This is a genomic window from Planktomarina temperata RCA23, assembly GCF_000738435.1.
Classification (GTDB): Bacteria; Pseudomonadota; Alphaproteobacteria; order Rhodobacterales; family Rhodobacteraceae; genus Planktomarina; species Planktomarina temperata.
Genome location: NZ_CP003984.1, coordinates 40,656 through 66,756, shown reverse-complemented (window position 1 = coordinate 66,756; position 26,101 = coordinate 40,656). Strand labels below are relative to the sequence as shown.

The 26,101-nt window shown below is 55.5% G+C and carries 25 protein-coding genes; 9 read left to right on the top strand and 16 right to left on the bottom strand.

The features are described 5' to 3' along the window. Window positions 1-7: 7 nt before the first annotated feature. Window positions 8-1,186 carry a thiolase family protein gene (locus RCA23_RS00305; RefSeq protein WP_044048484.1) on the bottom strand — a complete coding sequence of 393 codons (1,179 nt, stop codon included), beginning with the start codon at window positions 1,184-1,186 and terminating at the stop codon, window positions 8-10. A 160-nt stretch (window positions 1,187-1,346) separates the two neighbouring features. Here RCA23_RS00305 and RCA23_RS00300 point away from each other — a divergent pair, with 160 nt between their 5' ends. Further along, complete coding sequence (locus RCA23_RS00300; RefSeq protein ID WP_044051139.1) at window positions 1,347-2,924, top strand: gamma-glutamyltransferase family protein; 1,578 nt, start codon at window positions 1,347-1,349, stop codon at window positions 2,922-2,924. Here RCA23_RS00300 and hspQ read toward each other — a convergent pair. Next, window positions 2,921-3,244, bottom strand: a complete 324-nt coding sequence (gene hspQ, locus RCA23_RS00295; RefSeq protein ID WP_044048482.1) for a heat shock protein HspQ — start codon at window positions 3,242-3,244, stop codon at window positions 2,921-2,923. The two genes, RCA23_RS00300 and hspQ, sit on opposite strands and share 4 nt — an antisense overlap. A 202-nt stretch (window positions 3,245-3,446) precedes the next feature. Here hspQ and RCA23_RS00290 point away from each other — a divergent pair, with 202 nt between their 5' ends. Next, entirely contained in the window at window positions 3,447-4,037 is a 591-nt protein-coding gene (locus tag RCA23_RS00290) for a transglycosylase SLT domain-containing protein (RefSeq protein ID WP_044048477.1), read from the top strand. 170 nt (window positions 4,038-4,207) lie between these two features. Here RCA23_RS00290 and RCA23_RS00285 read toward each other — a convergent pair whose 3' ends face one another. The 4 genes from RCA23_RS00285 to RCA23_RS00270 all read right to left on the bottom strand — a co-directional run bounded on the left by RCA23_RS00285 (window position 4,208) and on the right by RCA23_RS00270 (window position 10,228). After that, window positions 4,208-4,795 carry a LolA family protein gene (locus RCA23_RS00285; RefSeq protein WP_044048474.1) on the bottom strand — a complete coding sequence of 196 codons (588 nt, stop codon included), beginning with the start codon at window positions 4,793-4,795 and terminating at the stop codon, window positions 4,208-4,210. A gap of 73 nt (window positions 4,796-4,868) precedes the next feature. After that, entirely contained in the window at window positions 4,869-7,658 is a 2,790-nt protein-coding gene (locus RCA23_RS00280) for a DNA translocase FtsK (RefSeq protein ID WP_044048471.1), read from the bottom strand. Window positions 7,659-7,671: 13 nt separating this feature from the next. Further along, complete coding sequence (locus tag RCA23_RS00275) at window positions 7,672-8,835, bottom strand: aminotransferase class I/II-fold pyridoxal phosphate-dependent enzyme (protein WP_044048468.1); 1,164 nt, start codon at window positions 8,833-8,835, stop codon at window positions 7,672-7,674. 64 nt (window positions 8,836-8,899) lie between these two features. Then, window positions 8,900-10,228 carry an amidase family protein gene (locus RCA23_RS00270; RefSeq protein ID WP_044048465.1) on the bottom strand — a complete coding sequence of 443 codons (1,329 nt, stop codon included), beginning with the start codon at window positions 10,226-10,228 and terminating at the stop codon, window positions 8,900-8,902. A gap of 81 nt (window positions 10,229-10,309) precedes the next feature. Here RCA23_RS00270 and RCA23_RS00265 point away from each other — a divergent pair, with 81 nt between their 5' ends. Then, on the top strand, window positions 10,310-11,527 hold the full coding sequence (locus RCA23_RS00265) for an FAD-dependent monooxygenase (RefSeq protein ID WP_081870850.1): 1,218 nt from the start codon (window positions 10,310-10,312) through the stop codon (window positions 11,525-11,527). On the opposite strand, the gene RCA23_RS00260 is transcribed toward RCA23_RS00265, so the two are convergent. Genes RCA23_RS00260 through RCA23_RS00245 form a run of 4 tightly spaced genes read right to left on the bottom strand, consistent with a single transcriptional unit; the run spans window position 11,524 to window position 14,140 of the window. Then, a complete protein-coding gene (locus RCA23_RS00260) occupies window positions 11,524-11,709 on the bottom strand; it encodes a Trm112 family protein (RefSeq protein ID WP_044048461.1) in 186 nt (61 codons plus the stop codon). The two genes, RCA23_RS00265 and RCA23_RS00260, sit on opposite strands and share 4 nt — an antisense overlap. Continuing rightward, window positions 11,706-12,347 (bottom strand): LON peptidase substrate-binding domain-containing protein, encoded by a 642-nt coding sequence (locus RCA23_RS00255; protein WP_044048457.1) that lies wholly within the window; start codon window positions 12,345-12,347, stop codon window positions 11,706-11,708. The genes RCA23_RS00260 and RCA23_RS00255 overlap by 4 nt, the downstream gene beginning before the upstream one ends. Window positions 12,348-12,373: 26 nt before the next feature. Further along, a complete protein-coding gene (trxA, locus tag RCA23_RS00250; protein ID WP_044048455.1) occupies window positions 12,374-13,291 on the bottom strand; it encodes a thioredoxin in 918 nt (305 codons plus the stop codon). Between the two features lie 60 nt (window positions 13,292-13,351). Then, a complete protein-coding gene (locus RCA23_RS00245) occupies window positions 13,352-14,140 on the bottom strand; it encodes an exodeoxyribonuclease III (RefSeq protein ID WP_044048452.1) in 789 nt (262 codons plus the stop codon). Window positions 14,141-14,264: 124 nt separating this feature from the next. Here RCA23_RS00245 and rnhB point away from each other — a divergent pair, with 124 nt between their 5' ends. Then, a complete protein-coding gene (gene rnhB, locus RCA23_RS00240; protein ID WP_044048449.1) occupies window positions 14,265-14,900 on the top strand; it encodes a ribonuclease HII in 636 nt (211 codons plus the stop codon). Between the two features lie 90 nt (window positions 14,901-14,990). Further along, window positions 14,991-16,103, top strand: coding sequence for a site-specific DNA-methyltransferase (locus RCA23_RS00235; protein WP_044048447.1), 1,113 nt, complete (start codon window positions 14,991-14,993; stop codon window positions 16,101-16,103). Window positions 16,104-16,189: 86 nt separating this feature from the next. Here RCA23_RS00235 and RCA23_RS00230 read toward each other — a convergent pair whose 3' ends face one another. After that, the gene (locus tag RCA23_RS00230) at window positions 16,190-17,332 is read right to left on the bottom strand and encodes an alkane 1-monooxygenase (protein WP_044048444.1); all 1,143 of its coding nucleotides are present in this window, start codon (window positions 17,330-17,332) and stop codon (window positions 16,190-16,192) included. A 170-nt stretch (window positions 17,333-17,502) separates the two neighbouring features. Continuing rightward, on the bottom strand, window positions 17,503-18,537 hold the full coding sequence (gene mutY, locus RCA23_RS00225) for an A/G-specific adenine glycosylase (protein ID WP_044048442.1): 1,035 nt from the start codon (window positions 18,535-18,537) through the stop codon (window positions 17,503-17,505). Window positions 18,538-18,633: 96 nt separating this feature from the next. On the opposite strand from mutY, the gene RCA23_RS00220 reads away from it, so the two are divergent. Further along, a complete protein-coding gene (locus RCA23_RS00220) occupies window positions 18,634-19,155 on the top strand; it encodes a DUF721 domain-containing protein (protein ID WP_044048439.1) in 522 nt (173 codons plus the stop codon). Between the two features lies 1 nt (window position 19,156). After that, window positions 19,157-19,816 carry a DsbA family protein gene (locus tag RCA23_RS00215; protein ID WP_044048436.1) on the top strand — a complete coding sequence of 220 codons (660 nt, stop codon included), beginning with the start codon at window positions 19,157-19,159 and terminating at the stop codon, window positions 19,814-19,816. Window positions 19,817-19,818: 2 nt separating this feature from the next. On the opposite strand, the gene lpxK is transcribed toward RCA23_RS00215, so the two are convergent. From lpxK to RCA23_RS00195, 4 genes are read right to left on the bottom strand one after another with little or no spacing between them, the layout of a single operon-like run. Beyond that, on the bottom strand, window positions 19,819-20,802 hold the full coding sequence (gene lpxK, locus RCA23_RS00210; RefSeq protein ID WP_044051138.1) for a tetraacyldisaccharide 4'-kinase: 984 nt from the start codon (window positions 20,800-20,802) through the stop codon (window positions 19,819-19,821). Continuing rightward, window positions 20,802-21,938: a 3-deoxy-D-manno-octulosonic acid transferase gene (locus RCA23_RS00205; protein ID WP_052376951.1), complete on the bottom strand. Its 1,137-nt coding sequence runs from the start codon at window positions 21,936-21,938 to the stop codon at window positions 20,802-20,804. The genes lpxK and RCA23_RS00205 overlap by 1 nt, the downstream gene beginning before the upstream one ends. Window positions 21,939-21,946: 8 nt before the next feature. Beyond that, complete coding sequence (locus RCA23_RS00200; protein ID WP_347721366.1) at window positions 21,947-22,714, bottom strand: inositol monophosphatase family protein; 768 nt, start codon at window positions 22,712-22,714, stop codon at window positions 21,947-21,949. Beyond that, a complete protein-coding gene (locus RCA23_RS00195; protein ID WP_044048432.1) occupies window positions 22,707-24,053 on the bottom strand; it encodes a TldD/PmbA family protein in 1,347 nt (448 codons plus the stop codon). The genes RCA23_RS00200 and RCA23_RS00195 overlap by 8 nt, the downstream gene beginning before the upstream one ends. A 201-nt stretch (window positions 24,054-24,254) precedes the next feature. Here RCA23_RS00195 and iolG point away from each other — a divergent pair, with 201 nt between their 5' ends. Both iolG and RCA23_RS00185 read left to right on the top strand, forming a co-directional pair. Continuing rightward, complete coding sequence (gene iolG, locus RCA23_RS00190) at window positions 24,255-25,262, top strand: inositol 2-dehydrogenase (protein WP_044048429.1); 1,008 nt, start codon at window positions 24,255-24,257, stop codon at window positions 25,260-25,262. Window positions 25,263-25,314: 52 nt separating this feature from the next. After that, window positions 25,315-25,920, top strand: a complete 606-nt coding sequence (locus RCA23_RS00185) for a glutathione S-transferase N-terminal domain-containing protein (protein WP_044048427.1) — start codon at window positions 25,315-25,317, stop codon at window positions 25,918-25,920. Window positions 25,921-26,101: the final 181 nt, after the last annotated feature.

The window sequence follows — 26,101 nt, the reverse complement described above, 5'->3', positions numbered from 1 at the left end:
GCGGCCTTTACATGCGTTCAATGGCAATGGCAGTGCCCTCGCCTCCACCGATGCAAATCGCCGCAACACCGCGCTTGAGATCATGCCGTTCCAAAGCGTTTAGCAAGGTTACCAAGATTCGCGCGCCCGAGGCGCCGATCGGGTGACCCAAAGCGCAAGCACCGCCATAGACATTTACAACATCCGGAGAAAGTTCCATCTCATGCATAAAGGCCATGGGCACCACAGCAAAGGCCTCGTTGACCTCCCATAAGTCTACATCCGCAACGCTCCAGCCGAGACGATCCAACAGTTTTCGGGCCGCTGGCACGGGGGCGGTGGTAAACCAACCGGGCGCTTGTGCATGGCTGGCGTGGCCCATTACGCGCGCCCGCGGGGTATAGCCATAGGCCGCAAGACCAGTGGCATTGGCCAAAACCAAGGCCGCCGCCCCATCAGAAATCGACGAAGAATTGGCCGCCGTCACCGTGCCACCCTCACGGAACGCGGGTTTCAAATGTGGAATTTTATCTGGCCGCGCAGTGCCGGGTTGCTCATCCATGGCAACCTCAACCTTCGCTTTGCGCCCCGCCACTGTCACCGGGGCAATTTCGGCCGCGACCGCGCCGCTAGCCTGCGCGGCCAACGCCCGCTCGAGGGAGCGCAGCGCATAAGCATCTTGTGCGGCGCGTGAGAATTGAAAATGCATCGCGCAATCCTCAGCAAAAGTGCCCATCAACCGCCCTGTGTCATAAGCATCCTCAAGGCCGTCGAGAAACATGCTGTCTTGCACTTGGCCATGTCCCAGCCGCGCACCACCGCGCATTTTGGGCAAAAGGTAGGGCGCTTGGGTCATACTTTCCATGCCGCCCGTGACCATCACCTGACCGTGACCCAACGCCAATTGATCATACCCCATCATGGTGGTTTTCATGCCCGAGCCACACATCTTGTTGATCGTGGTTGCGGGGACATCTTCTCCCAATCCCGCAGCAAATCCCGCTTGTCGGGCTGGCGCTTGGCCCTGCCCAGCGGGTAAGACGCAGCCCATAAGCAACTCATCCACATCACCCGGTGCAACGTCGCCGGCAGCAAGCGCCGCTGCAATCGCGACACCGCCCAGCTGACTCGCGGATGCATCGGCCAAAGCCCCCTGCATCCCACCCATCGGCGTGCGGGCCGCTCCTACGATATAAACATCTTCCATAACGCGCCTCTTTGAAACAGTTGCTGCCCACTTATGACGCGCCCAATGCCTTGGGGGCAAGGCTTTGCATCAGAAAATCATAAACCCGGCACAGCCCCCTCGCCTCCGCCGCATTATCCGCTATGTTTGGATAAATTCAATTTATAAGGCTCAACAGCACATGCGCGATTTTCACCTTCCCGGCCGATCGGCCGTCTTTGCAACCAACGGCATGGTCGCGACCTCTCACCCTTTGGCCGCCGCTACAGCGATTGATATCTTGAAAGCGGGCGGTAACGCGGCGGATGCAGCAATTGCAGCGGCGGTCTTATTAGGCATCTGTGAGCCACAAATGACTGGCATTGGCGGAGATATGTTTGCCCTGATCCAAAAGGATCCAACCGCAAACGTTGTCGCCCTCAACGGATCGGGACGCGCGCCGGTGGCTGCCAATGCAGCCGCCCTGCGAGATGCGGGCCATGGCACGGTGCCGCTGCACAGCGTCGATGCCGTGACAATACCCGGCGCGATAGACGGATTTTGCACCCTGGCAAAAGATTTCGGCGCATTGCCATTAAAAGACACCCTAGCACCCGCCATTCACTATGCCCGCGCGGGCGTGCCAGTTGCCCCAAAAGTCGCCTTTGATTGGGCGCAAAACACGCAAGCGCTGCAAGGATCCGCGCGCGATAAATATCTAACCGCTGGCGCTGCGCCGAAAATTGGGCAGCTCTTCGCCGCGCCCGGGCAGGCGGAAGTTCTCGAGCGCGTGGCCTCCGAAGGCCGCGATGGGTTTTATACCGGCGCTGTTGCCGAAGATATGCAAACGAGCCTGCGCGCTGCGGGGGGCTGTCACAGTCTTGAAGATTTTGCCGCGACCAAATCCACCTACGGCACACCATTGCGCGCCTCCTACAAGGGTATTGAGATGCTGGAGCATCCGGCCAATGGTCAAGGCGCAACGGCGCTTTTGATGCTCAATATGATGAAGCATTTTGACATCGCCGCCATGGCGCCCTTTGGGACAGAACGGGCCCATATCGAAGCTGAAATTTCCAAACTGGCCTATGATGCGCGCAATCGCTTTATAGCCGATGGGGATTATGCCAGCCGTGTCGATCATATGATGGCACCCGAAACCGCCGCGCAGCTGGTTGGATTAATCCACCCCAACCGCGCCATGGCAGATCCTCATGGGCTGTCAGAAGCGATTCATAAAGACACGATTTACATCACCGTTGTCGACAAAAACCGCATGGCCGTTTCATTGATCTACTCAATCTTCCATGCCTTTGGATCTGGACTCGCGTCAGACCATTTTGGAATCTTATTTCAAAATCGCGGGGCGGGCTTCTCGCTTGAGGCGGGCCACCCTAATGAGCTGGCCGGCGGCAAGCGCCCTATGCACACCATCATCCCCGGTATGCTGGCCGAAGGAGGGAGGATCACCATGCCCTTTGGGGTTATGGGCGGCTCCTACCAATCCAACGGCCATGCGCGTTTTCTATCAAACATGGTAGATTTTGGCTTGGACCCACAGAAGGCAATTGACGCACCCCGCTGTTTTTCCGACGCAGGCACGATGAAAGTTGAGCGCGGATATGGGCCGCAGGTCGCTCAAGAGCTGTCAGAAATGGGCCATAAGGTCGAAATACCTACCGGGCCGATTGGCGGCGCTCAGGCAATATTGATCGGAGCGGATGGGGTGCTGCAAGGCGCATCTGACCCCCGCAAAGACGGTTGCGCCTTGGGCTATTAATTTAGCTGAAACTGCAAAGGATAGGCGCCGTTTTCGAACGGGCCGAAGATATCCTCAATATCGGGGTGATCCACCGGGTCCCCCGAAATATCGGCCACAAGATTTTGCTCGGACACATAGGCAATATAATAGCTTTGATCATTCTCGGCCAACAAGTGGTAATAGGGTTGATCCTTCACCGGCCGTGCCTCTTCTGGAATAGCTGCATACCATTCATCAGTATTGGAAAACTCTGGATCCACATCAAAAACGACCCCGCGAAACGGGTGTTTCTTATGCCGCACGATTTGGCCCAAATGATATTTCGCTTCAGCTTGCACAGGTCACCTATTCATTGAACCTCCTTTTACGCGGATTTGGATCAAAATGTCTATGCGGTCACGCAGAATTGATGCCACTGCGTGCTATAATTCCGCAGATAGGCGACAGGCGTCCAAAACCGCCGCACCATTGCAAAATTTACGAAGTAACGCTATTGATATTCGCAAAACTTAGGCAATTTAACAAAAAGCGGCCACAACCATGAGCAGTATTCTTCGCAGCCTCGTTCTGATCACCCTTCTTGCGGGGTGCTCTTTCTCTGGAGGCAATAAAAATCCGCCTCGGAATTTGGACAACGCCTGCTCGATATTGGACCAGCGCCGCAGCTTCCTGCCAGCCTTTCGTGCCGCCAAGCGCAAATATGGCGTACCGATTTCGACACAAATGGCGATCATCTGGCAAGAAAGCAAATTCAAAGCCAACGCCAAGACGCCAAAGAAATACAAACTTTGGATCATTCCCGCCGGCCGTCAAAGCTCAGCCTATGGCTATGCCCAGGCGCTGGATGGCACTTGGAAAGAATATAAGAAAAGCGCCGGACGCTGGGGGGCCAGCCGCACAAATATCCGTGATGCCGCAGATTTCATGGGCTGGTATATGGCGCAAAGCCGCCGCTCTTTAGGCATTGCCATGTCCGACACCCGCAACCAATACCTCGCCTATCACGAAGGCCGAACAGGGTACCGCCGGGGATCTTATAAATCCAAGCGCTGGCTGGTAAATATCGCAAATGGCCTCGACCGCCGGGCGGCGATGTATAAGCGGCAATTGATCAGCTGTGGCAAGGGATAGGGGCCACAGTTACCCGCAAACCACAGGATCATGAAAGGCGGCAGGTTGAATCGCCAAGCCTTGATGTGAACAAAAACACCTCTGCATAGCGCCATTTCCATACGGAAATGGGTTGTTCAAAAGTTTTTGCAAATCAATGGACGCGGGTCATAATCCACCCTGGTCACAGCTCATTCGCTGCGTTTTTGCATCTCATATTGGATGTTGAACAGCACATTCGACACACGGCCGCCTTCGGTCAGGCTGTCTAGGACGATTTGAGTTCGACCACCGGAATTGTCTTGCACGACCCATTGGCGCAGCTGCACCGGGTTGTCGGTGAAAATCAGCTGAATGAACCCATAGTCGGGGTTTTCCGGGTCTTGCAGCGTCACGGCAGTTTCAGATCCGGCCTCGAAATGCGCGACCACCATATCGCGTTGCGCCAAATCTACCTCCCGCTCCAAAACCAGATTCAGCGGGGAATGGCGCAGGGGAAAACGCAGCGGCTCATCGCGGGATTTCGGATCGAAGACGGCCACCTGACCGCCGCCCACCACAACCAAAGTTGCGTCTGGCGGGTCATATTCAAAACGAATGCGACCCGGCCGCCGAATATACAGCCGCCCTGTCGTGGTTTCCCCCGTATCAGAGAACTGCGAAAACTGGGCTTCTGCCGTGACCATATCATTGAAATAAGAAGATATTTCATTAAGGCTGATTTTTTCAGCTGCAACTGGATTGGCCAATATTACGCAAAGGGAAGAAATGAGTCTCATGTCACAATCCTAGCCTGTTTCCAAAAAGACGGGAAGCCCGCCCGCATCACGATTGCGTCACCGCAGCACCTGCTCAATTGTGCTCTGGCATCAAGATTTCCCTTTTACCCACGTGATTTGCGGCGCTGACCAGCCCATTCTCTTCCATCTGCTCCACAAGCCGCGCGGCTTTATTGTAACCAATCGCCAGTTTTCGCTGGATGTAGCTGGTGGAACATTTGCGATCTTTGGCCACGATTTGCACGGCGGTGTCATAGAGCGCATCTTCCGAATCCGTATTGCCACCGAGGCCAAGCACCGCATCAATATCGCTCTCAGCCCCCTCGCTCGGACCCTCCAGAACCCCAGACAGGTAATCTGGCGGACCGAAGGTTTTGAGGTGATTAACCACGTCTTCCACTTCTTCATCAGAACAGAAGGGGCCATGCACACGCGTGACTTTACCGCCACCGGCCATGTAAAGCATATCGCCCATGCCCAAAAGCTGCTCTGCGCCCATTTCGCCCAAAATGGTCCGGCTGTCGACTTTTGAGGTCACTTGAAATGAGATGCGCGTTGGGAAGTTGGCTTTGATTGTTCCGGTGATCACATCCACAGACGGGCGCTGGGTCGCCATGATAATATGAATGCCTGAGGCCCGCGCCATCTGCGCCAAGCGTTGGATACAGGCTTCAATTTCCTTGCCCGCAACCATCATCAGATCCGCCATCTCATCAACAACAACAACGATATAGGGCAGTGTTTCCGGCTTGAACTTTTCGGTCTCGAACAGGGGCTCGCCCGTGCCTTCGTCAAAGCCTGTTTGCACCGTGCGGCTGAACATCTCTCCTTTGGCCTGGGCATCTTTAACGCGGCTGTTGTAGCCATCTATATTGCGCACACCCATTTTCGACATCTTGCGATACCGCTCTTCCATTTCCCCGACAGTCCATTTCAATGCCACCACCGCCTTTTTAGGATCTGTGACAACGGGGCTGAGGAGGTGGGGAATACCGTCATAAACGCTGAGTTCCAGCATTTTTGGGTCAATCATAATCATCCGGCATTCTTCTGGCGTCAAACGATAGAGCAAAGACAGGATCATCGTATTAATCGCAACAGATTTTCCGGAACCCGTGGTTCCAGCGATCAGCAAATGCGGCATTTTTGCGAGGTTTGCCACAATTGGCTCGCCACCGATATCTTTGCCAAGCGCCAAGGGGAGACGCATATTCGCATCACCAAAATCACGTGCGGACAAAATTTCACGCAGAACACACATCTCACGGCTTTCATTGGGCAGCTCAATCCCAATCACCGACCGGCCCGGCACTGTGCTCACCCGCGCTGAGAGGGCGGACATAGAGCGCGCAATATCATCCGACAGACCAATCACCCGGCTTGCTTTCAAGCCAGGGGCCGGCTCCAATTCATACATTGTCACAACCGGGCCGGGGCGCACGCTGACGATCTCGCCTTTGACGCCGTAATCATCCAGCACGCTTTCCAACATGCGCGCATTGCTTTCCAACGCATCGTCACTCAAGACATGCCGCTCCACGGAAGATGGGCTCATCAACAGGTTCAGAGGCGGTTTTTCATATGTTGGATCCGCAGCTTGCGGTTCCAGATCCAAAGTTGGCTGCGCTTCAGCGATTGCTTGGCTGGACGGTTTGATGGCCCGACGCACGCCATGTTGCACCACCTGCTTATGCGCAGCGGTGAGCGGGGGCTCGGCCATATAGTCAGGTTGCACAGCAGCCGGCTGGCGCTCCTCAAAACTCTCAGCTTCATCCTCCATAAAAGGCGCTTCAGGCGCAGGATGCTGCAATATTATCGGAACAGGACCCGTAGGCCGACCGGGTTTGGCGGTGACAATGGGAGTTTGCCCCTGTGCTGCTATGGCCGCTTGCGGATCGCGCGACCGAATAGCCTCGACAATTTTCCCACGAATACGATCCTGCATTGGATCAATCGCCCCACCCAAAGAGCTCTCCACAACTGGCTCCATCGGGGATTGCGCAGACTCTGGGGCGACCCCGCGCTTCAGGACCCGCGCGAAAAGTGATTTAGGCTGCGGTTGCGCCGGCAAGGCAGGACCCACAGGCGCACTCGGCATCACGGGATTGGCTCTAATCACAGATGCAACACGCTCCGCTTCACTCTGCGACAAGGGATCCATAGTCGGATCACTTCGTTCAGAGGCGCGGCGCTCTTGACGGCTACGCAGCCCGCTCCAGCCACGCGCCAAAATGAAAACCAATCCCAGGATAAGCCGGCTGAACAGCAAGCTGGTGACACGAAAAAAGGTTTTAATTTCGCCAAAGATCAACCCAGTCACATAGCCGCCCAGGATCACGACTAAAGTGCCCAAAACCAAAGCCACGATATTTGCACCCAAGGTCACCGACCCCGGCAGCAATTGCAAAATCATGAAAAGCACCGTGTCACCGAACAAGCCGCCCATTGAAAAACTATGGGACCAGCTGCTGATAGGTGTGAGGGTTGCGGAGTAAAGGGCACACAGCGCCCAAAAAATTGGTGCATAGATCAGGCGCATGGCCATGCGCTCCGCACCGGTATGCGCGATCAACCGCAGGCCCCATGCCAAAAATGTCAGTGCAATACTCCAGCTGCCGAGACCCATGATCTTAATGAGGGGCGCCGCGACGATGGCGCCAATCTGCCCAAGCCAATTTTGAATTTCCGGACCACCAGCAGAAATCCAAGCAGAATCCTCAGGTGCATAGCTGGCCAAAGCCAGGGCAAAGGCCACGCCCACCGCCGAAACGAACAAACCGAGCGCTTCAACGCCGCGTCTTTCTAAAAAAGCCTGTGTCCCTGCGTCCAAAAACGGATCGCGTCCGCGGGTTGGATAAGCCATATGTACCTCAACATCATTTATATAGGCAGTCACGCAAAATGGTTAATCCGCGCTGCATTTCTTCTTTTGGAGCCACCAAAGCGACCCGAACGTAGCCAGACCCAGGGTTCTGCTCATTTGCGATTTGCCCCAGATATGATCCTGGTAGCACCCGCAACCCCGTTTCGGTCCAAAGTTTTAACGCAGCGGCTTCGTCATCTTCGACGGGCAACCACAAGAAAAACCCAGCTTGTGGCGAATTATAGGACTGAATTCCGGCAAAAATACGATCTGCCGCCTCAAATTTGCCACAATACAGTTGCCGATTAGCAACAACATGATCCTCGTCTGACCACACCTTAGCAGAAACATGCTGGATAGGTCCAGCCACCGGACAGCCAGCATAGGCGCGCAGCTGTTTGATTCGTGAGATGTTTTTAGGTCCCGACGCCACAAAGCCCGACCGCAACCCCGGAAGGTTCGAGCGTTTCGACAAGGAATGAAAGGCCACCACCCGCTCCGGATCTGCCCCCATCTGCGCCGCCACCTGCAACGCACCGGGCGGCGGGGCAGCCCGGTAAATCTCGCTGTAACATTCATCTGCAAAAATTTTGAAATCATAAGTCTCCGCCAGCGTCAGCAGTCGCGACCAATAGGCCTCCGATGCAACAGCGCCTTGAGGATTAGAGGGTGAGCATAGAAAAAAGACCGAGGTTTGGTTGAGCTCTTCGGGCGTCAACGCATCCAAATCCGGTAAAAATCCACTTTCTGCCCGCGCTGGCAAATACACCGATTGCGCCCCGATCGCCATAGCAGCGACCGTATAGACTTGATAAAATGGGTTTGGGATCAATATTTTGGACCCCGTCTGACCCAGAGCCACCACCGCATTGAACAACCCTTCGCGTGTGCCATTGAGCACCATAACCTGATTGTCCATGTCCAAATCAATCGCGTAGCGTCGCTGCAAGAATCCAGTGATTGCCCCGCGCAATTCGGGCGTGCCATTATTGTCCGGATAGCTGTTGAACCCCTCCATCGCCTCAACCAATGTCGGTCCGACCCAATCGGGAAATTTATGTTTTGGCTCGCCGATGGTCATATTGATGACCGGGCCACCCGCTGCGTGACCATCCAACAAATTGCGCAGACGCGGCCAAGTCGCGGTCGGCAAAGCATCAAAACGGGTGGGCATCATGAACTGTCTCCTCTTGCGATTAGGCGTAAGCCAGCCAGACGATCACTGCAAATCAAAACCATCACTAAGCCAACGCATTTTCCACCGCAGCGCCCAATCGGAGCAGATGATGTTCTTGCATCGGCGGACAAACCATCATGAGGCCGCATGACGGAACGCCCGTCGGCAGCGTCAAAGCGCATGCGCCCATTAGGTTTCCAATGCGGGTGTTGCGCAGCGCCAGCAGGTTCTCCGCCACATAATAGTCATGATCCCGTGCCAATCTTTCCATATTTGGCGGAAGGATCGGTGAGCTGGGCATCAAAACTGCATCAAACTCTCGGGTTGCCGCGTAGTAGTCTGCGCGCAGCCCGTCTAACTTTTGCCAAGCCGCAACATAATCTGGCGCCGAAACATCCGCCCCACCTCGAAACCGCATCAAGATCTCTTCATACATGAGGTCTGGATTGGCCTCTATTGTATCTTTCCAGGTGCCATAGGCTTCGGCCGCAAACAAAACGCCCGACAGGTACAAAGCCTCCTCCACCTGCGGAATGTCAACCCGCTCGACCACAGCGCCCATCGCCCGCAGACGGTCAATCGCCTTGTCAAAAGCGGCGCGCGGTTCCGGGCGCAGCGCATCCAAAGCCACTGTGTCACAGATCGCCAAACGCCGCCCCTCCAATGTGCTGTTGGTCAGATCCGCGGGTTTACTGCCTTCTAGAGCCGCAAGCGCCAAAGCCGCATCCTCAACCGAACGGCACAGCGGCCCAACCGTGTCAAAGCGCGCGCAAAGCGGAACCACCCCCTCCAACGACAAGCGCCCGCTCGTGGTTTTCAAACCTACCAAATCATTCCAGGCGGCCGGGATCCTCACCGAGCCCCCAGTGTCAGATCCAATCGCCAAGGGCGCCAAGCCAAAGGCCACAGAAGCAGCCGCTCCAGATGAAGACCCGCCTGACACAGCGTCATGATCATTCACACAAGGCGGGGTCGCCGTTCTGGGGTTATACCCCAAACCTGAGAAGGCCAACTCGGACAGATGCGTTTTCCCCAAACAAACCAAGCCCAATTCGGTGGCGCAGCGCAGCACCTCGCAATCCGCTGTCGGCGTACGATTTTCAAGCAAAACACTGCCGGCTTCTGTCGCCACATTTGCGCTGTCAAACAGATCTTTCCAAGACACCGGAACCCCATCGAGCGCAGATTTGCGTTGTCCCAGACGCGCCCGTTCAGACGCCGCCTGCGCCTCAGCCAAGGCCCGGTCGCGCGTCACTATGGTGTAAATGCGCGATCTGAAAGGATGGGCATCAATCGCATCAAGATAGGTCTGCGCCAGATCGACGGGGTCTATATCACCCTTGGCAATTGCGCGGCCCAAGGCTGCGGCACTCATGGTTAACCATCGTTGCATCTCTGATCCTCCTGCTTCACCGCCACGCTAACGATGTCGCACCCCCTCGACAATATCCCTTCTCTGCCCCATGTCTTACCTATGGATTATGACGTTATCATCGCGGGTGGTGGGCTCAACGGCCTGACCTTGGCTTTGGCCCTGGACAGCGCGGGCATCACAACCGTGGTGATAGACGCCTATGCGCCACAAGAGAGTCTAAGCCCAAAATTTGATGGGCGCTCATATGCGCTTTCCGCCGCCAGTCAAAATATGCTCGACGCGCTGGGACTGTGGGAAGATCTGGCAGATCACGCCGAGCCCATGCTGGAGATCAAAGTAAGCGATGGCGCTGCCGGCGAAACCCCTTCGCCCTTTGTAATGCAATTTGGCGATGAAGATTTCAGTCAAGGTCCGATGGGATATATGGTGGAAGATCGCCACCTGCGGGCGCATTTGGCAGAGGCAGTGGAGGCCTCCAATGTGGTCTTCCGGGCCGGACAGACCATCACCGGACAAACCGTCCATTCCACCCATGTCACCGTCACCGTTGAAGGGCATCCCCCGCTTACAGCTGCAGTTTTGGTCGGGGCTGACGGGCGCAGCTCACGCACCGCCAAGATGGCCGGTCTGACGCGCACAGGATGGGATTACAACCAATCCTCTTTGGTCTGTGCCATCGCCCATGAAAAACCACATCACGGAATTGCACATCAATATTTCATGCCCTCTGGCCCCTTGGCCATCTTGCCCCTAACGCAAAATCGCAGTGGCATTGTCTGGACCGAACAACGACAGGTCGCGCAAGACATTCACAACCTGAGTGATGAGGATTATCTCAGCATCCTGCGCCCAAGGTTTGGCGATTTTCTTGGTGAGATTTCTCTGGCAGGCGCGCGGTATATCTACCCTTTGTCGCTGTCCACAACCCATCGCATGATTGCCACTCGGGTTGCTCTTATCGGCGATGCTGCCCATGCGGTGCATCCGATTGCCGGGCAGGGGCTCAATTCTGGCTTTAAAGATGTCGCAGCTTTGGCCGAGGTGCTTTGCGACACCAAGCGCCGAGGTCAGGATCTTGGCATTCATACCACGCTTGCCGAATACCAAAAATGGCGCGGATTTGATAACGCTCTGCTGTGCACAGCGACCAACAGCTTCAACAGATTATTCTCAAACAACAATCCGATTTTGCGCGGCATTCGTGATCTCGGCATGGGGCTCATCAATGCCGCGCCCAAATTGCGGACAGGTTTTGTGGCCACAGCCGCAGGCGCCGCGGGAGATCCACCGCGCTTGCTGAGGGGTGAGCCTCTTTAAGGATTAGGCTCATCAATTTCGCGGGCTTCGCTCACCAACATGATCGGGATAGCTTCGCGAATTGGATAGGCCAAATGTGCAGATTTTGAAATCAGCTCCTGAGCGCTTGCATCATAGATCAAAGGCCCCCCCGTTTGGGGACAAATCAGCGCCTCCAACATTTTTCCATCTATGTCACTCATTGTAAGAAATCCTCATCAGCCCCACCGCGCAGGGCAAATTCAAGCAATGTGGTCAATGTTTCACGCCGGGTGCTGAGGCTCGGCGCTTCGAGCAAGGCCTGTTTATCTTCGGGTTCAAACGGGCAAAGCATGGACAATGAGTTGATCAGCAACTCATCATCTGCCTCCTGCATCGTGTCCCAATCGGTCGAGAGCTGCCGATCATCAAAATAGCGTTTCAACGCGGCCATGAAGCTGGCTCTATCAAAGTTTTCGTCTCGTTCAATCTTGCCCAAGTCGCGCTCAAAACCGGCCCAGGACACATGGCATCGGCGGTATGGGGTGAACCCTTCCACCTCATCTTTGATCCGAAACCGGCTCATGCCAGAGAGCGTGACCATATAGCGGCCATCTTCGGTTTCCGAAAATTGATTCAGCCGCCCAGCGCAGCCGATAGAATGCAGCCGTGTCTCGCCATCCCGCGCCTGATAAGGCTGCACCATGCCGATCAATCGGCTCGAGGTTTTCATGCAATCCTCAATCATGCTGAGAAAGCGCGGCTCGAAGATATGCAATGGCAGTTTCGCACGCGGCAAAAGCAGCGCCCCGGGCAAAGGGAAAACGGGGATCACATCGGGCATATCGAATTTAAAGGTCATCAGTCTTAGCTAGCTCGGCTTGGGCATCATGCAAATATTAAAGACGATAGTTTACGACGCCCGTTCAAAACAACGGGATCATTCGCGGGCAATGCATCAAAAATAGTAAAAAGCTGGGTTTTTGCTGCAGCGTCATTCCATTCTCGATCTCTGCGGAACAGCTCCAAAAGATGATCCACCGCCGCCTGCGCATCACCCGCCGCGTGGAGCGCAATGGCCAAGTCGAGCCGTGCTTGATGATTATCACCCTCTGCCTCAACCGCAGCTTGCAATTCGCCCAACGGTCCGGCCCCTGCCGCTTGCTTGGCCAGCTCGAGTTGCGCATAAAGCGCCTCAAGCTCGGGTGCCTTGCTGATCTCTGCGGGAGCCCCATTCAGGGTCGCTTCTACTTGCTCCAAATCACCCTGCGCGAGATAGCATTGCGCCAGGCCAGCATAGGCGCCCACCGTTGAAGGTTCTTCTTCCAAAATCGCAGCAAAAGTTTGTGCGGCATCTTCAATATCACCATCCGCCAGCATCTCTTGGGCCGCGCTCAAAGCATCGGCAAGCCCGCCGTCTGGAGCACCATTGCCCATAGTGGACACACGATCCACGAAGGCTTGGATTTCCGACCCGGGCACCGCACCTTGAAAGCCATCAACCGGTTTTCCCTGCCAAAACGCATAGACGGTTGGAATGGATTGGATTTGCAGCTGACCAGCAATGGCTTGGTTTTCATCGACATTCAGCTTCACCATCTGCACGGCACCCTGCGCCGCCGTCACAGCAGCTTCCAAAGCCGGGCCTAAAGTTTTGCACGGCCCACACCATGGCGCCCAGAAATCCACAATCACCGGCACGGACTGCGATGTTTCTATCACATCTTGCATAAAGCTCTGTTCTGATCCGTCTTTGATCAACGCGCCGGCGTCGGTTGTCGGGGCGGCAGTGTTCAGTTCCAACATGGTAAATTCCTTTAAAGTTAGGCTCTATATGAGTGTCTCAATGGCATTTGCCAAGAGCCCTTACAGATCAAAGCTGGCAAAAACGGGCGCATGATCGGAGGGTTTCTCCCACCCCCGCGCCTCACGCAGCACCCGGCTGGAATGCGCCGCGGCAGAAATATCGGATGTGGCCCAGACATGGTCCAAGCGGCGCCCTTTGTCCGCTGCATCCCAATCTTTGGCCCGATAGGACCACCAACTGTAGAGCAAGCCATCGGGAATATCCTGCCGGGTCACATCCACCCAATGGCCTGCAGACATCACCTCATTGAGATGCGCCACCTCTATGGGCGTATGGCTGACAATTTTGAGCAGCTTCTTGTGATCCCACACATCATCTTCACGAGGGGCAATATTCAAATCGCCCACCAGGATGGACCGCTGAGGTTTTTGTGCCGCAAAAATATCGCGCAGCTCGGTGAGATAATCGAGTTTTTGTCCAAACTTCTCATTTTGCGCCCGATCCGGCACATCGCCTCCAGCAGGTACATAATGATTGTGGATGGTCACCCCATTGGGCAAACGGGCCGCCACATGCCGGGCATGCCCCAGTTGTGCCAGATCCAAACTCCCCGCATCCTCCAGCGGAATTTTGGACAAGATGGCCACACCATTATATCCTTTTTGACCACGCGCCACCATGTGGGGATACCCCAAGTCTGCAAAACCTGCGGTTGGGATCAACTCAACCGGGCTTTTGCACTCTTGCAAACACAAGACATCGGGCGCCTCCTCGCGGAGCAATTGCAAAACAATCGGCTCGCGTAGGCGGACCGAATTAATATTCCAAGTGGCCAGGGTGAAGGACATGCGTGCAGCTCCGTTCAAATTTAATTCCGATTACCTATAGAGCATGAGACCCGGCAACCAACCCGTTTTCATCAAAAACTTTTGCGCAATGGCATATCAGATCGAATGGGCGTATTGAGAGGCCATGACACAATTGCCAACATATGGCCATGAACGCATTCTTCAGGCGCAAGGCTACCAGGTGATTGCCGGCGTCGATGAAGTCGGCCGCGGCCCGATCAGCGGCCCTGTCTTTGCGGCCGCTGTTATTTTGGACCCAAAACATATCCCCATAGGATTGAACGACAGCAAAAAACTCTCCGCCAAAAAGCGCGATGCCTTGCTTGAGAGCATTCTGGCCCATGCGGATGTTTCGGTGGCCAGTGCCTCAGAACGTGAGATTGAGCAGATCAATATCCTGCGGGCCGCGCATCTGGCAATGGAACGCGCTGTGGCAGGGTTGAAGCAAACACCAGATCACGTTCTGGTGGATGGCAATATCATTCCACGCAATCTTGGAATTCCCGCCACGGCTTTGGTCAAAGGGGACTCTCTGTCAGTGTCGATTGCGGCCGCGTCAATTGTGGCAAAAATTAGGCGTGATTTGGTCATGTGTGATTTAGCGCAACAGTTTCCCGGTTATGGGTGGGAAAAAAATGCCGGGTACCCGACAGCACAGCATCTAAAAGCCCTCCAAGATTTCGGGGTGACCCCACACCATAGACGAACCTTCAAACCGGTACACAATATCTTGTATCAAGGAAAAAATTTAAACTGCTGATAAGAAAAAGAAATTGACGCCGAATCGTTCCTGACTCATCCTATGCTCAACCAACGAGTGCGAAAATGCACCATGGGCAGAGGCAGAAAAATGAATCAAAAACCAAATGAATCGGCAGTCGATGGGCTGCCGCTGAACACAATTATCGATGGCGACTGCATCGATGTCATGAACACACTCCCGGAAAACAGCGTCGATCTTATCTTCGCCGATCCGCCCTACAACTTACAGCTCAAGTCAGATCTTCACCGCCCGGACAACTCCAAGGTGGATGCAGTTGATGATCACTGGGATCAATTCGACAGCTTTGCAGCCTATGACAGCTTCACCCGCAACTGGCTGAAAGCGGCAAGGCGCATTCTCAAGCCCAATGGCGCGATCTGGGTGATTGGAAGTTATCACAATATTTTCCGGGTCGGCACAGCCTTGCAAGATGCGGGCTATTGGATCTTGAATGATGTGGTCTGGCGCAAGTCAAACCCCATGCCAAACTTCCGCGGCAAACGCTTTACCAACGCGCATGAAACCATGATCTGGGCATCCAAAGCTGAAGGGTCAAAATATACGTTCAACTATGAAGCGCTCAAAGCCATGAATGAAGGCATTCAAATGCGCAGCGATTGGGTGCTGCCGATTTGCAACGGGCATGAGCGGCTAAAGGATGAAAACGGTGACAAGGCCCATCCGACGCAAAAACCAGAAAGCCTGCTGCACCGGGTTCTGCTTGGGACCACCAACCCCGGCGATGTGGTGCTCGATCCATTCTTTGGCACAGGCACGACGGGCGCTGTGGCAAAAATGCTGGGCCGTGACTTTATCGGAATTGAGCGCGAAGAGGCATACCGCAAAGTTGCCCAAAAGCGGATCGACAACCTGCGCAAATATGACAGCGACGCCCTGGCCGTCAGCCTGTCCAAACGTGCAGAACCCAGGGTCGCCTTTGGTCAGCTCGTCGAGCGCGGTATGTTGCGGCCGGGTGAAGTGCTCACCAGCCCACGCGGCAAAGAGGCCAAAGTGCGCGCCGATGGCACATTGGTCAGCGGCGAGGCCGCTGGCTCCATCCATCAAGTGGGTGCGGTTCTGGAAAATGCACCGTCCTGCAACGGGTGGTCTTATTGGAACTTCCGCCGCGATGGCAAAACGGTCTCTATAGATCTTCTGCGCCAACAAATTCGCTCGGAAATGCGTCAACGCCCCAACTAAATCCATCCGAACACACAAGTTTCGCCTGTGCTTGCATCTCTATGCCAAGCGCCACCTTATGCCCTGCCCTTCTGGTGGGGCATTTTTTATCGCGGCGCCGGATTTGTAGCCGTGTTATACGGAGCCCAATCCGCAATCTCCGGATAATACATTTTCCGCCAGCGCTGCACCTTTGGATTCATGAACCGGCGAAACCGCCAAGGAAACATCGCCATCATGGCCATAATCGGATACCCAAAGGCCAATTGCGGGGCCTCCTCAGGCGCATAGGTTTGCAGCAAAGGATAGGGGCGGTCTGGTTTATAGTGATGGTCAGAATGACGTTGCAGATTGATCAGCAACCAATTGGACGCCCGATGTGCCGCATTCCATGAATGGCGCGGCAAGACATGCTCATAGATGCCATCGCCCAAATGTTTGCGCGTCAACCCGTAATGCTCAACATAGTTGACCAGTTCCAGCTGCCAAACAGCAACAAAAGCCTGAAAGGCAAAGAGGAGCGCCCCGGCAAAACCGCCGATACCAAAGGCCAAAAGCACAAAGCCAACCTGCAACACAACATATCGCAACAGCGGGTTCTTTGGATGGAAAAACCCGCGCCCGGCCCGGCGCAGCATGGCCCTCTCGGCGCTTATGGCAGAAAAAAAGCACTGCTTCAGCACCCTGGGAAAGAACCGGTAGAAACTCTCATTATAGCGCGCCGTGACCGGATCCCGCGGGGTTGCGACATAGAGATGATGCACCAACAAATGCTCACTGCGAAAATGCGAATACAGCACCATCGCCAAAAGCAGATCTGCCATCCAGCGCTCAACCGCAGTTTTTTGGTGCATCATTTCATGGCTATAGTTGATGCCAATCGTACCAGACATGACGCCCAAACTGTAAAAAAGCCCCAATTGCTCCCAAAAATTCAGATGAGCCGAATGCGAGACATAGATCAATAGGCCAAAAATACTGACAAACTGCAAAGGCGCCCAAAGCAAAGTGGCCCATCGGTAACCTGCCAAAGCCGAGACATCCGTTGCCGGATCCTCATTGGCGTGAGATAGACCAAACGCCAAGTCAAGCAGTGAGAACAAATACCAAGCCAGCACCGGGGCAAGCAATACCCACCAGCCGCCCAGAATCGCGCTCGCCCAGATCAAAGGGAACAGCAAATAAGACACCCAAAAGGGTAAAACCTTGCGCCATTGCCCAATCTCCGGCGTCAGGCTCAGATCAGCCATTGTTCAATCCTTTAAATCTCAGGCACATAACGGCCCTTAAGTCGAAAATACCGCGCCAACGCGGGGCAAAAAATATCTTTTCAGCACAAAGGCGGCCCGGAATGATGCCACATTAAAAATCTATGCCCATGATTCAGACTAAGGTTTGAGGTTCTACCTGACAAGACCGGCTAGGTCTCTGCCTCTGCCATGCTCCAAATCTTGCGCATAACGGTGGGAAGATCTGCCGGGCGGAAGTTCTCAGCGGCGGTGAATGTTTGATTGGTTTGCGGGGCATCAACCTGGGCCACCATCACCCGCAGACGCAGATGGAAATGCGTGAATGTATGGCGCACCTCACCCGGTGCCTCTACCCAGTCTGCCTGGATCGGAGGGATCGCATCCAGCGGCGTCTCGCGCCATTCACTGCCGGGCCAGCCCAACATGCCGCCCAGCAAGCCGCGCTCTGGGCGCTGCTCCAGCAAGACAGCCCCGTCGCTGCGCCGCGCAACATAAGCGGTCCCAAAGCGCGTGGGCTTTTTCACCTTTGGTAATTTCTTCGGCAATTCCGCCGCAGTGCCTGCTTTTCGCGCCGCGCAAATGTCATGCCATGGGCAAAGGGCGCAGCGCGGTGATTTTGGTGTGCAAATCGTGGCGCCCAAATCCATCACCGCTTGTGCATAATCGCCGGGCCGCGCCGGGGGGGTTAGACTGGCGGCATAGGACGTCAGCGCGCCCTTCGCCTGTGGAAGCGGCGCGTGGAGATCAAACAAACGCGCCATGACCCGCTCAACATTGCCATCCACCACCGTTTCCGCATGATCAAATGCGATCGCAGCGATAGCGGCGCTGGTATAGGGGCCAATGCCCGGCAGGTTTTGCAAGGCCGCGCGATTTGCCGGGAATTGTCCACCATGCTCCGCCACAATAACGCGGGCGCATTTCAACAAATTGCGCGCGCGGGCATAATAGCCCAGCCCCGCCCAAGCTGCCATCACATCGGCATCTTCAGCGGCCGCCAAATCCACCACCGTGGGCCATGCCGCTGTAAACTTCAAAAAATAGGCCTTCACCGCCGCCACAGTGGTTTGCTGTAACATAATTTCAGAGAGCCAAATACGGTAAGGATCGGGCAGCTGCCCGGCCACGCGCGCGGCCGGGCTGACCCGCCAAGGCAACTCCCGTGCATGGAGATCATACCAGTTCAAAAGCTCAGTTGAATTCATGAAATCACACAAGTTTGAGTAGCTTTCTACAAAAGTGGTGGCGTTGCGCCCGGCTTCAGGTAAAATAGGGTAAATCAGGAAGAGTCAGCAAAATCGATGCAAAAAAATGCAAGCGGATCTGAAAAACGCAGAGCGGGCTTTCGGCGCACCTCGGCTTTGGTCGAGCAAAAACTTCGAAATGCAGGTGAATCGCGTGGTTTTGCAATCACACGGCTGCTGACCCATTGGTCGGAAATTGTTGGTGCACCTATCGCGGAAATATGCACACCGGTGAAAGTCAGCTATGCGCAAAAGGGGTTTGGTGCGACATTGGTTGTCCTGACCACTGGCCCACAGGCTGAAATGCTGGCCATGCAAGTGCCGCAACTGCGCGAGAAGGTGAATGCCTGCTATGGCTACAACGCGATTTCCCGCATCCGCATCACCCAAACAGCCCCCATCGGATTTTCTGACGGCAAAGCCCGGTTTGGAGCCTTGCCGAAAACTGCGCCCCCAGCGCCCTGCCCCGCCACGGCTCAAAAAGCCAAGGCCATTGCTTGCGAGATCAAAGACGACGGCCTAAGAGCAGCTTTGGCAGCCTTCGGTGAAAACATTATGAAACATGAAAAGAGATCTTGAGATGAAAAAGACCTATGTGATCGGATTGGTATTTGTAATCGCCTTGGGCATCGGTGCTTATACGGTGAAGGCACCCACGCCCTCTGGACTAACGGCCCCAGGCTTTGGTGCCGCCAATGCAACAGAGGCCGGTGAGATTGACACATCCTCTATTCTCGAGATGACACTTGGCGCCGAAGACGCGGCAATTCAGATGACAGAATATGCCAGCTACACCTGCCCCCATTGCCGCACTTTCCACAAGGATGTGTTTCAAAAACTCAAAGCGGATTATATCGACACGGGCAAACTGCGTTTTACTTATCGCGAGATCTATTTTGACCGCTATGGCCTCTGGGGGTCCATCGTCGCACGCTGCGGCGGGGCTGATAAGTTCTTTGCCATCTCAGATCTTCTCTACACCAAGCAATTCGAATGGACCAAAGGCACCCCGGCCGAAATTGCAGAGAATTTGCGCCGCATTGGCATTACCGCCGGCCTGTCGCAAGAAGATGTTCAGGCCTGCTTTACCGATGGGGAAAAAGCACAAAACCTGGTGGCTTGGTATGAGACGAACCGGGCCGAAGATGAAATCTCTTCCACCCCGTCTTTCATCATCAATGGTGTGAAATATGCCAATATGTCCTACGCAGAGTTGCAAAAAATTCTCGATGCTCAATAAAATCAAAGTCCAAGGTTGATGAGTTTTTCATCGATCTTGGACCAATCTTGGATCTCAAGCCGCACGGGCAAGGCCAAAACATCCCTTTGATATTGAGCCGGTAACCTGGCCGCATCTTTTTCTGTACAAACCAACTGCGCATTCAGCGACCGCGCCTTTGCAGCCAGCCGTTTCATCAAGGGCAGCGACAGCGGTTCGTGATCCGATAAGGCTTCACAGCCCAAAACATTGGCGCCAAGATCGCGCAGGGTGGCAAAGAATTTTTTTGGATGGGCAATCCCGGCAAAGGCAAAAACCGGTAGCCCCTGCCATGGCATGCCTGTCAGCAATGGTTTGATCTGGCCCTCAACCCGCAAATGCGCATGGTCTGGCCCCAAAGCCTCAAACCGCCGCTGCGCTGCCGCCTCACCAATTGACAGGCAAAGATCCGCACGCGCCAAACCCTTGGCCAGGGGCTCTCGCAACGGGCCGGCCGGCACACAAAACCCATTGCCAAATCCAAGGGCGGCATTGACGACAACGATCGAAAAATCTTTGTGCACAGAGGGATCTTGGAAGCCATCATCCATCAAAATTACATCTGGGTTTTGCGCCAAAGCTAGGGCCAAACCTTCGGCTCTTTTGCGCGCCACCACCACAGGGCAAAAGGCAGCAATCAGCAAAGGTTCGTCGCCCACCTCCCCCGCCCCATGTGTTTTTGGGATCACCAAAGTTGGCGCGGCGACAGTGCCGCCATAGCCGCGCGACAAGGCCACAACCTTCCGGCCACGCGCCGTCAGATGCTCGGCCAATGCAATAACCACGGGGGTTTTTCCCGTGCCGCCGGCATTGATATTTCCAACACAAATCACGGGGCAGCGCGCATGATGCGCCTGCGACGCCTGGCTTTGCCGCCAAGCCGTTGCCGCACCATAGAGCCAGCCCAAAGGCCATAGACCATAAGCCAAGACCCCCGGCGGTTGATGCCAAAACTGCGGCGTGCGTATCATTGTTGCGCTTCCCCAAGACCCAGTTTTTGCAAGGTTATCTCCACCAAACGATCCGTCACCTCTGCCCCTTCTGAGACAGCCTCCCAACCCGCCGCGGCCATCTCGGCGCATTGGTCAGGTTCCATCAACGCCGCCACGCGGCGGCTCAAATCTTGTGCCGTCTCCAAAGGCTGCGTGGCTCCGGCCTCCCGCAAGCGATCATAGGCATGTTGATTTTGGCCAATAGCAGGCCCGTGCACAACTGCGCTCCCTAAAGCGGCCGCCACCATTGGGTTGGGCACATCGCCGCTCGTCAGGCTCCCGCCCATATATGCAAGTGCCGCCAACCGATACCAAAGGCCCGTGTCTTCACCCGATTCCGCGAGAAAGACTTGGGTCCGCGAGTCGGGCTCACCCTCCTCGGCCCGTGCATGTACGGTCAATCCCAACTCAGCACAGAGCGCCAGGCAATCCTCTGTGCCTGCAGGATCAAGAAAATCCAAAATCAGGAGCATCCGATGGGCCTTGCGCTGGGCTTGCATAAAGGCATCAATCACCACGCGCATCTCCTGGTGGGGCACCCTATGCGCAAACCATACAGGCCGCCCCGCCAAAATTTCGCCAATCCGGTCCCGTTCACTCTCATCACAGCCTGGCGCCAAGACACCGCCAAGAAGTGGCCCTAGGACCTCTATATTGCGGGCAGGCAAGCCAAGATTTCGCAGACTCCCCGTTGACGCAGCTGAGGCAACAAAAGCATAGAACACAGGTTTCAAAGTCTGCCGTGCGATTGTCTTTCGCCAAAGCCAGGTTCTGCTCCACAGGGGTCGGGTTTCAGCATTGATCAAGAGGGTCGGGATTGACCGGCGATGGTTTAATCCAAACAATGCAGAGGCAACGCTGGCCTCCGCCCAGAGACACAGATCCGGAGAGCTCTGTGACAACCAAGCCAAACCCGCTTGAGAATCTGCCTCATCCAAAACCACAACATCGGGCGCATAAGTCACCTCCGAGTCTGGGGCCGTCAGAACATAAGATAGTGTTGGCTCACTCAATTTCGCGCGCATCAAGACCTCACGGACCGCATCTACCGCCGCGGGTGTATTGGCATGAGCCCATATGAGCGGGTGATCTGTTCTGGTCTCTGTCGTCATATTCGCCCCTAGGTCAGACCCGCCAAAAGGCCGGAGTGAATATCGCGATTGCTCGCCACCATTCCGTTCAGCTGCGCCGCCCCGCTGTTAAAAAGGGGCGCAGCTCCAGTTTGATCTGTGGACAGCCCACCCGCCTCATTCACAATCAAACTTCCAGCCGCCACGTCCCACTCCCATGTCGGTCTTAAAGTCAGCATGCCATCGAAAGCGCCATTGGCCACCAAGCACAAACGATAGGCCAAGGAAGAGCGGAAACTGCGTTTTAAATCAGGAAAACCACCGGGCCAAAACGCAGGGTCAAAATTAGATTTGGCAGAGAGTATATCCGCCCCCCGGGTCGCGGCGCGCGGCGAGACAGAAATCGGCGCGCCGTTAAGAAAGGCTCCTCCGCCCAAACATGCACAAAACATCATGTCCAACACCGGCAGATAGACCGCAGCCGCTTGAATTTGCCCCGCTTTGGCGATAGCTATGGAATGCGACCAATGTTCTGTTCCGGCAATAAAAGCCCGCGTTCCATCTATCGGATCGACGATAAATACCTGGTCTTTATGTAATCTTTCTGCACCATCTTCCGTCTCTTCAGACAGCCAGCCATATCCGGGGCGCGCCGCGCGCAACTCCGCAGACAGCATTTTGTCAACCGCGAGATCGGCCTCGGTCACCGGGCCGGCATTGTCCGATTTATCCCATATCTCAGGATCTTTTTGAAAAAATCCCATGGCAATATCCCCGGCAGCGCGGGCAGCTTGGGTTATGAGTTCAAGATCATTCACCAGCAATTGCCATCGATGGAACCAATAAGGACGGCACAACCCGCGATAGATACCCCCGCCCGTCATTGGCCGGAACAATGCTCAGCAGCATCTCCCGCAAGTTTCCTGCGATGGTGCATTCATTGACCGGGTAGGCAATCTCACCATTTTCCACCCAGAAGCCCGAAGCGCCACGCGAGTAATCTCCAGTCGTGGCATTAATCGACGCGCCAATCAAAGAAGTCAGCAATAGGCCCGTGCCCATGTCGCGTATCAAATCTTCACGACTTTGCTGGCCTGGCGTCAGCATTACATTACCCACCCCCGGTGACGGCGGCCCGGACGGACCGCGCATGGCAGAGCCTGTGCTCTTCAGCCCCAATTGCGCGGCCGTGGACAAATCAAGCGTCCATTCTTGCAAGACCCCATCCGCCACAATCGCCCGCTCTGCCACTGGCAAGCCTTCCCCATCAAAGGGGCGTGAGCCACTGGTGCGTTTGCGATGTGGGTTTTCCAGCAATGAGATCCCCTGCGGCAAAACAGAACTGTGCATCGCATCTTGCAGCCAGCTGGCGCCGCGCGCCACGGCCGAACCATTGCTCGCGGCCAGTAGATGTCCAATCAAGCCGCTGGAAATACGCTCGTCATAAAGAACCGGAAAAACGCCCGTTGGGGGTTTGCGCGCGCCCTGGCGCGCCACGGCCCTCTCCCCTGCACGGCGGCCAACCTCAGAGGCCGCACGCAGATCTGCGCGAAAAATCCGAGAGTCGCCATCATAATCGCGTTCCATCTGTGAGCCGGTGCCTGAAATGGCGACACAAGAGAAGCCATGATCTGTTCGCGCGTAACCGCCGCTAAATCCATTCGACATGCAAAGGTGAATGCGCCGTGCGCCAAAAGCCGCCCCTGCCGATTGGCATTGCATAACCCCTGCAACCTCGAGAGCCGCGGCTTCCGCCTCCAGCGCTGTCGCCTGTAATTGAGCCGCCGATGGCTCCTCAGCCGGATCGGACAGCTCAAGCGCTTGCACGTCCCAATCACCGGCCAGTTGCTCCGCACTGGCCTGACGCAGATAAGCATCATCAGGCGCATGGCGCGCCATTTCGACGGCGCGCTGGGCCATAAGCTCTATGGCTTCCGCACTGATATCCGAGGCCGAAACACAGGCCTGGCGCGCGCCCAGCATGACCCGCAACCCGATATCAATCCCCTCCGCACGCTCGGCTTGCTCAAGCTGTCCGCCGCGCACTTCAATAGAATGCGACACCCCGTCAACCGCCATGGCATCGCAGGCATCCGCCCCAGCGCGTTTCGCGGCATCCAGCAGCTGTTGACCAAGGTCGACCAAAGATCTTTTCATTATATGTCCTCTTCTGCTCCCTTGCTAACCAGCAATCGCCGGCCCTACAAGTCGGAGCGATTTCCGAATGCCGCATCGGCGGATTAAATGCTGCTTTGGTTATAATGCGCCAGTCTGGGCTTGAATGACCGCCATAACCGCGTATCAATTCGCGAGATATCTTGCAGGCCTATTCCTGCGGTGGACTTAAAGGAAAAGTTGATGACAAAAATCGGTCTTTTAGGCGCAGGGCGCATTGGTCAGGTGCATGCCCGAGCCGTATCATCGGTGCCCAGCGCTCAGTTGGTCGCAGTTGCCGATCCCATGCCCACAGCGGCAGAGGCGTTGCGTGACACCTATGGCTGCGAGATTCGCACGATTGCGCAAATCAGGGACTCGGCAGATATTGACGCTGTGATCATCTGCACCCCGACCGACACCCATGCAGATTTGATCGAGGATTTTGCCCGCGCAGGCAAAGCTATTTTCTGTGAAAAACCGGTTGATCTGGATCTGTCGCGCGTGAAGGCCTGCCTTAAAGTCGTGGATGAGATGAAAGCCACGTTGATGGTTGGCTTTCAAAGACGCTTTGATCCAGACTTTCAAGCTCTGCGCGCAGAGATCGATGCAGGCCATATTGGCGAGGTCGAAATGGTCACTTTGATCAGCCGCGATCCAGGCGCGCCTCCTTATGATTACATTGAGCGCTCCGGCGGCATCTTTCGAGATATGATGATCCATGATTTTGACGTGGCGCGCTGGATGCTGGGCGAGGAGGTCGAAACGGTGCAGGCGGCCGGCTCCGTGCTCACCGATCCTGAGATTGGCAATCGCGGCGATTTTGACAGCGCAAATGCCATTTTGCGCACAGCCAGCGGCAAACAATGCACCATCAGCAATTCGCGCCGCGCCACCTTTGGCTATGATCAGCGCATCGAGGTGCATGGCTCGGGCGGCTCTGTGGCTGCCGACAATCATCACCAATCGCGCGTCACCCTAGCCAATGGCGCCGGCTATACCCGCCCGCCGCTACTCGATTTCTTCATGACCCGCTATATCGCGGCCTATGCGGCAGAAATTGAACATTTCGTGGCCTGTTTAAATTCAGGGCAGACCCCTCGCACCAGTGGCTATGACGGGCTTATGTCTCTTGCCCTAGCCGAGGCCGCCTTGGAATCGGCGCGCACGGGTCAGGCGGTACGGCCGGCAGATCTTTTGAGCCGCAGTTAAGCCGGCGCGCAGCCACCCAGCAGATAATCCCCCTCTTTGAAAGGTGAATGAAATGAAATTGATTATGGCAGAAGCCTCCCCCTTTGCCCGCAAAGTTCGGGTTGTGTTGCGCGAGACCAACCAGCTGAAAGATGTAGAAGAGGTGAGCATCGCGACCTCCCCCTTTCAGGTCAATGAACAGGCCAAGGCCGCCAATCCGACCGGGCGTATCCCCTCTTTGAGTCGCGCCGATGGACCTGCGCTCTATGATAGCCGCGTGATCACGCGTTATTTGGACGCAAAAGCCTCTGCCGGGCTGTATCCGGAGGCCGGGCTTTGGGACGTGCTCACGGTTGAGGCCACGGGCGATTCCATGATGGATAGTGCCGTGAGCATCTCCTATGAGCTGCGTTTGCGGCCAGAGGAGAAGGTCAGCACCGAATGGACTGAGGCCCAATGGGCGAAAGTCATGGGCGGCTGCGATGCTTTGCAAGGCCAATGGATGGATCTGCTGAACGGCCCACTCACCATGGCGCATATCAGTGTTGCTTGTGCTTTGGGCTATCTGGATCTGCGCCATGATGCGCGCAATTGGCGGCAAGGACATGACGCGCTGGCGGCTTGGTTTGCAGATTTCTCAAAACGCTCCAGCTTTCAGGACACACATTTCGACGGGTGAGCCGGGCCACAACCGGGGCAGCCCGGTGCAATTGTTACAAAAATGCGGCAAATTTGCACCTTGCAGACTGCGCCCGAATGTCCGCTGGACGCGGCGCTGTCCCTGAGCTAGGAACCGGATCGAGTGACCCTACTTTTGTGGGGTCCGAGTCTTTGGGCCAGTCCTGACTGGCAATTAATTT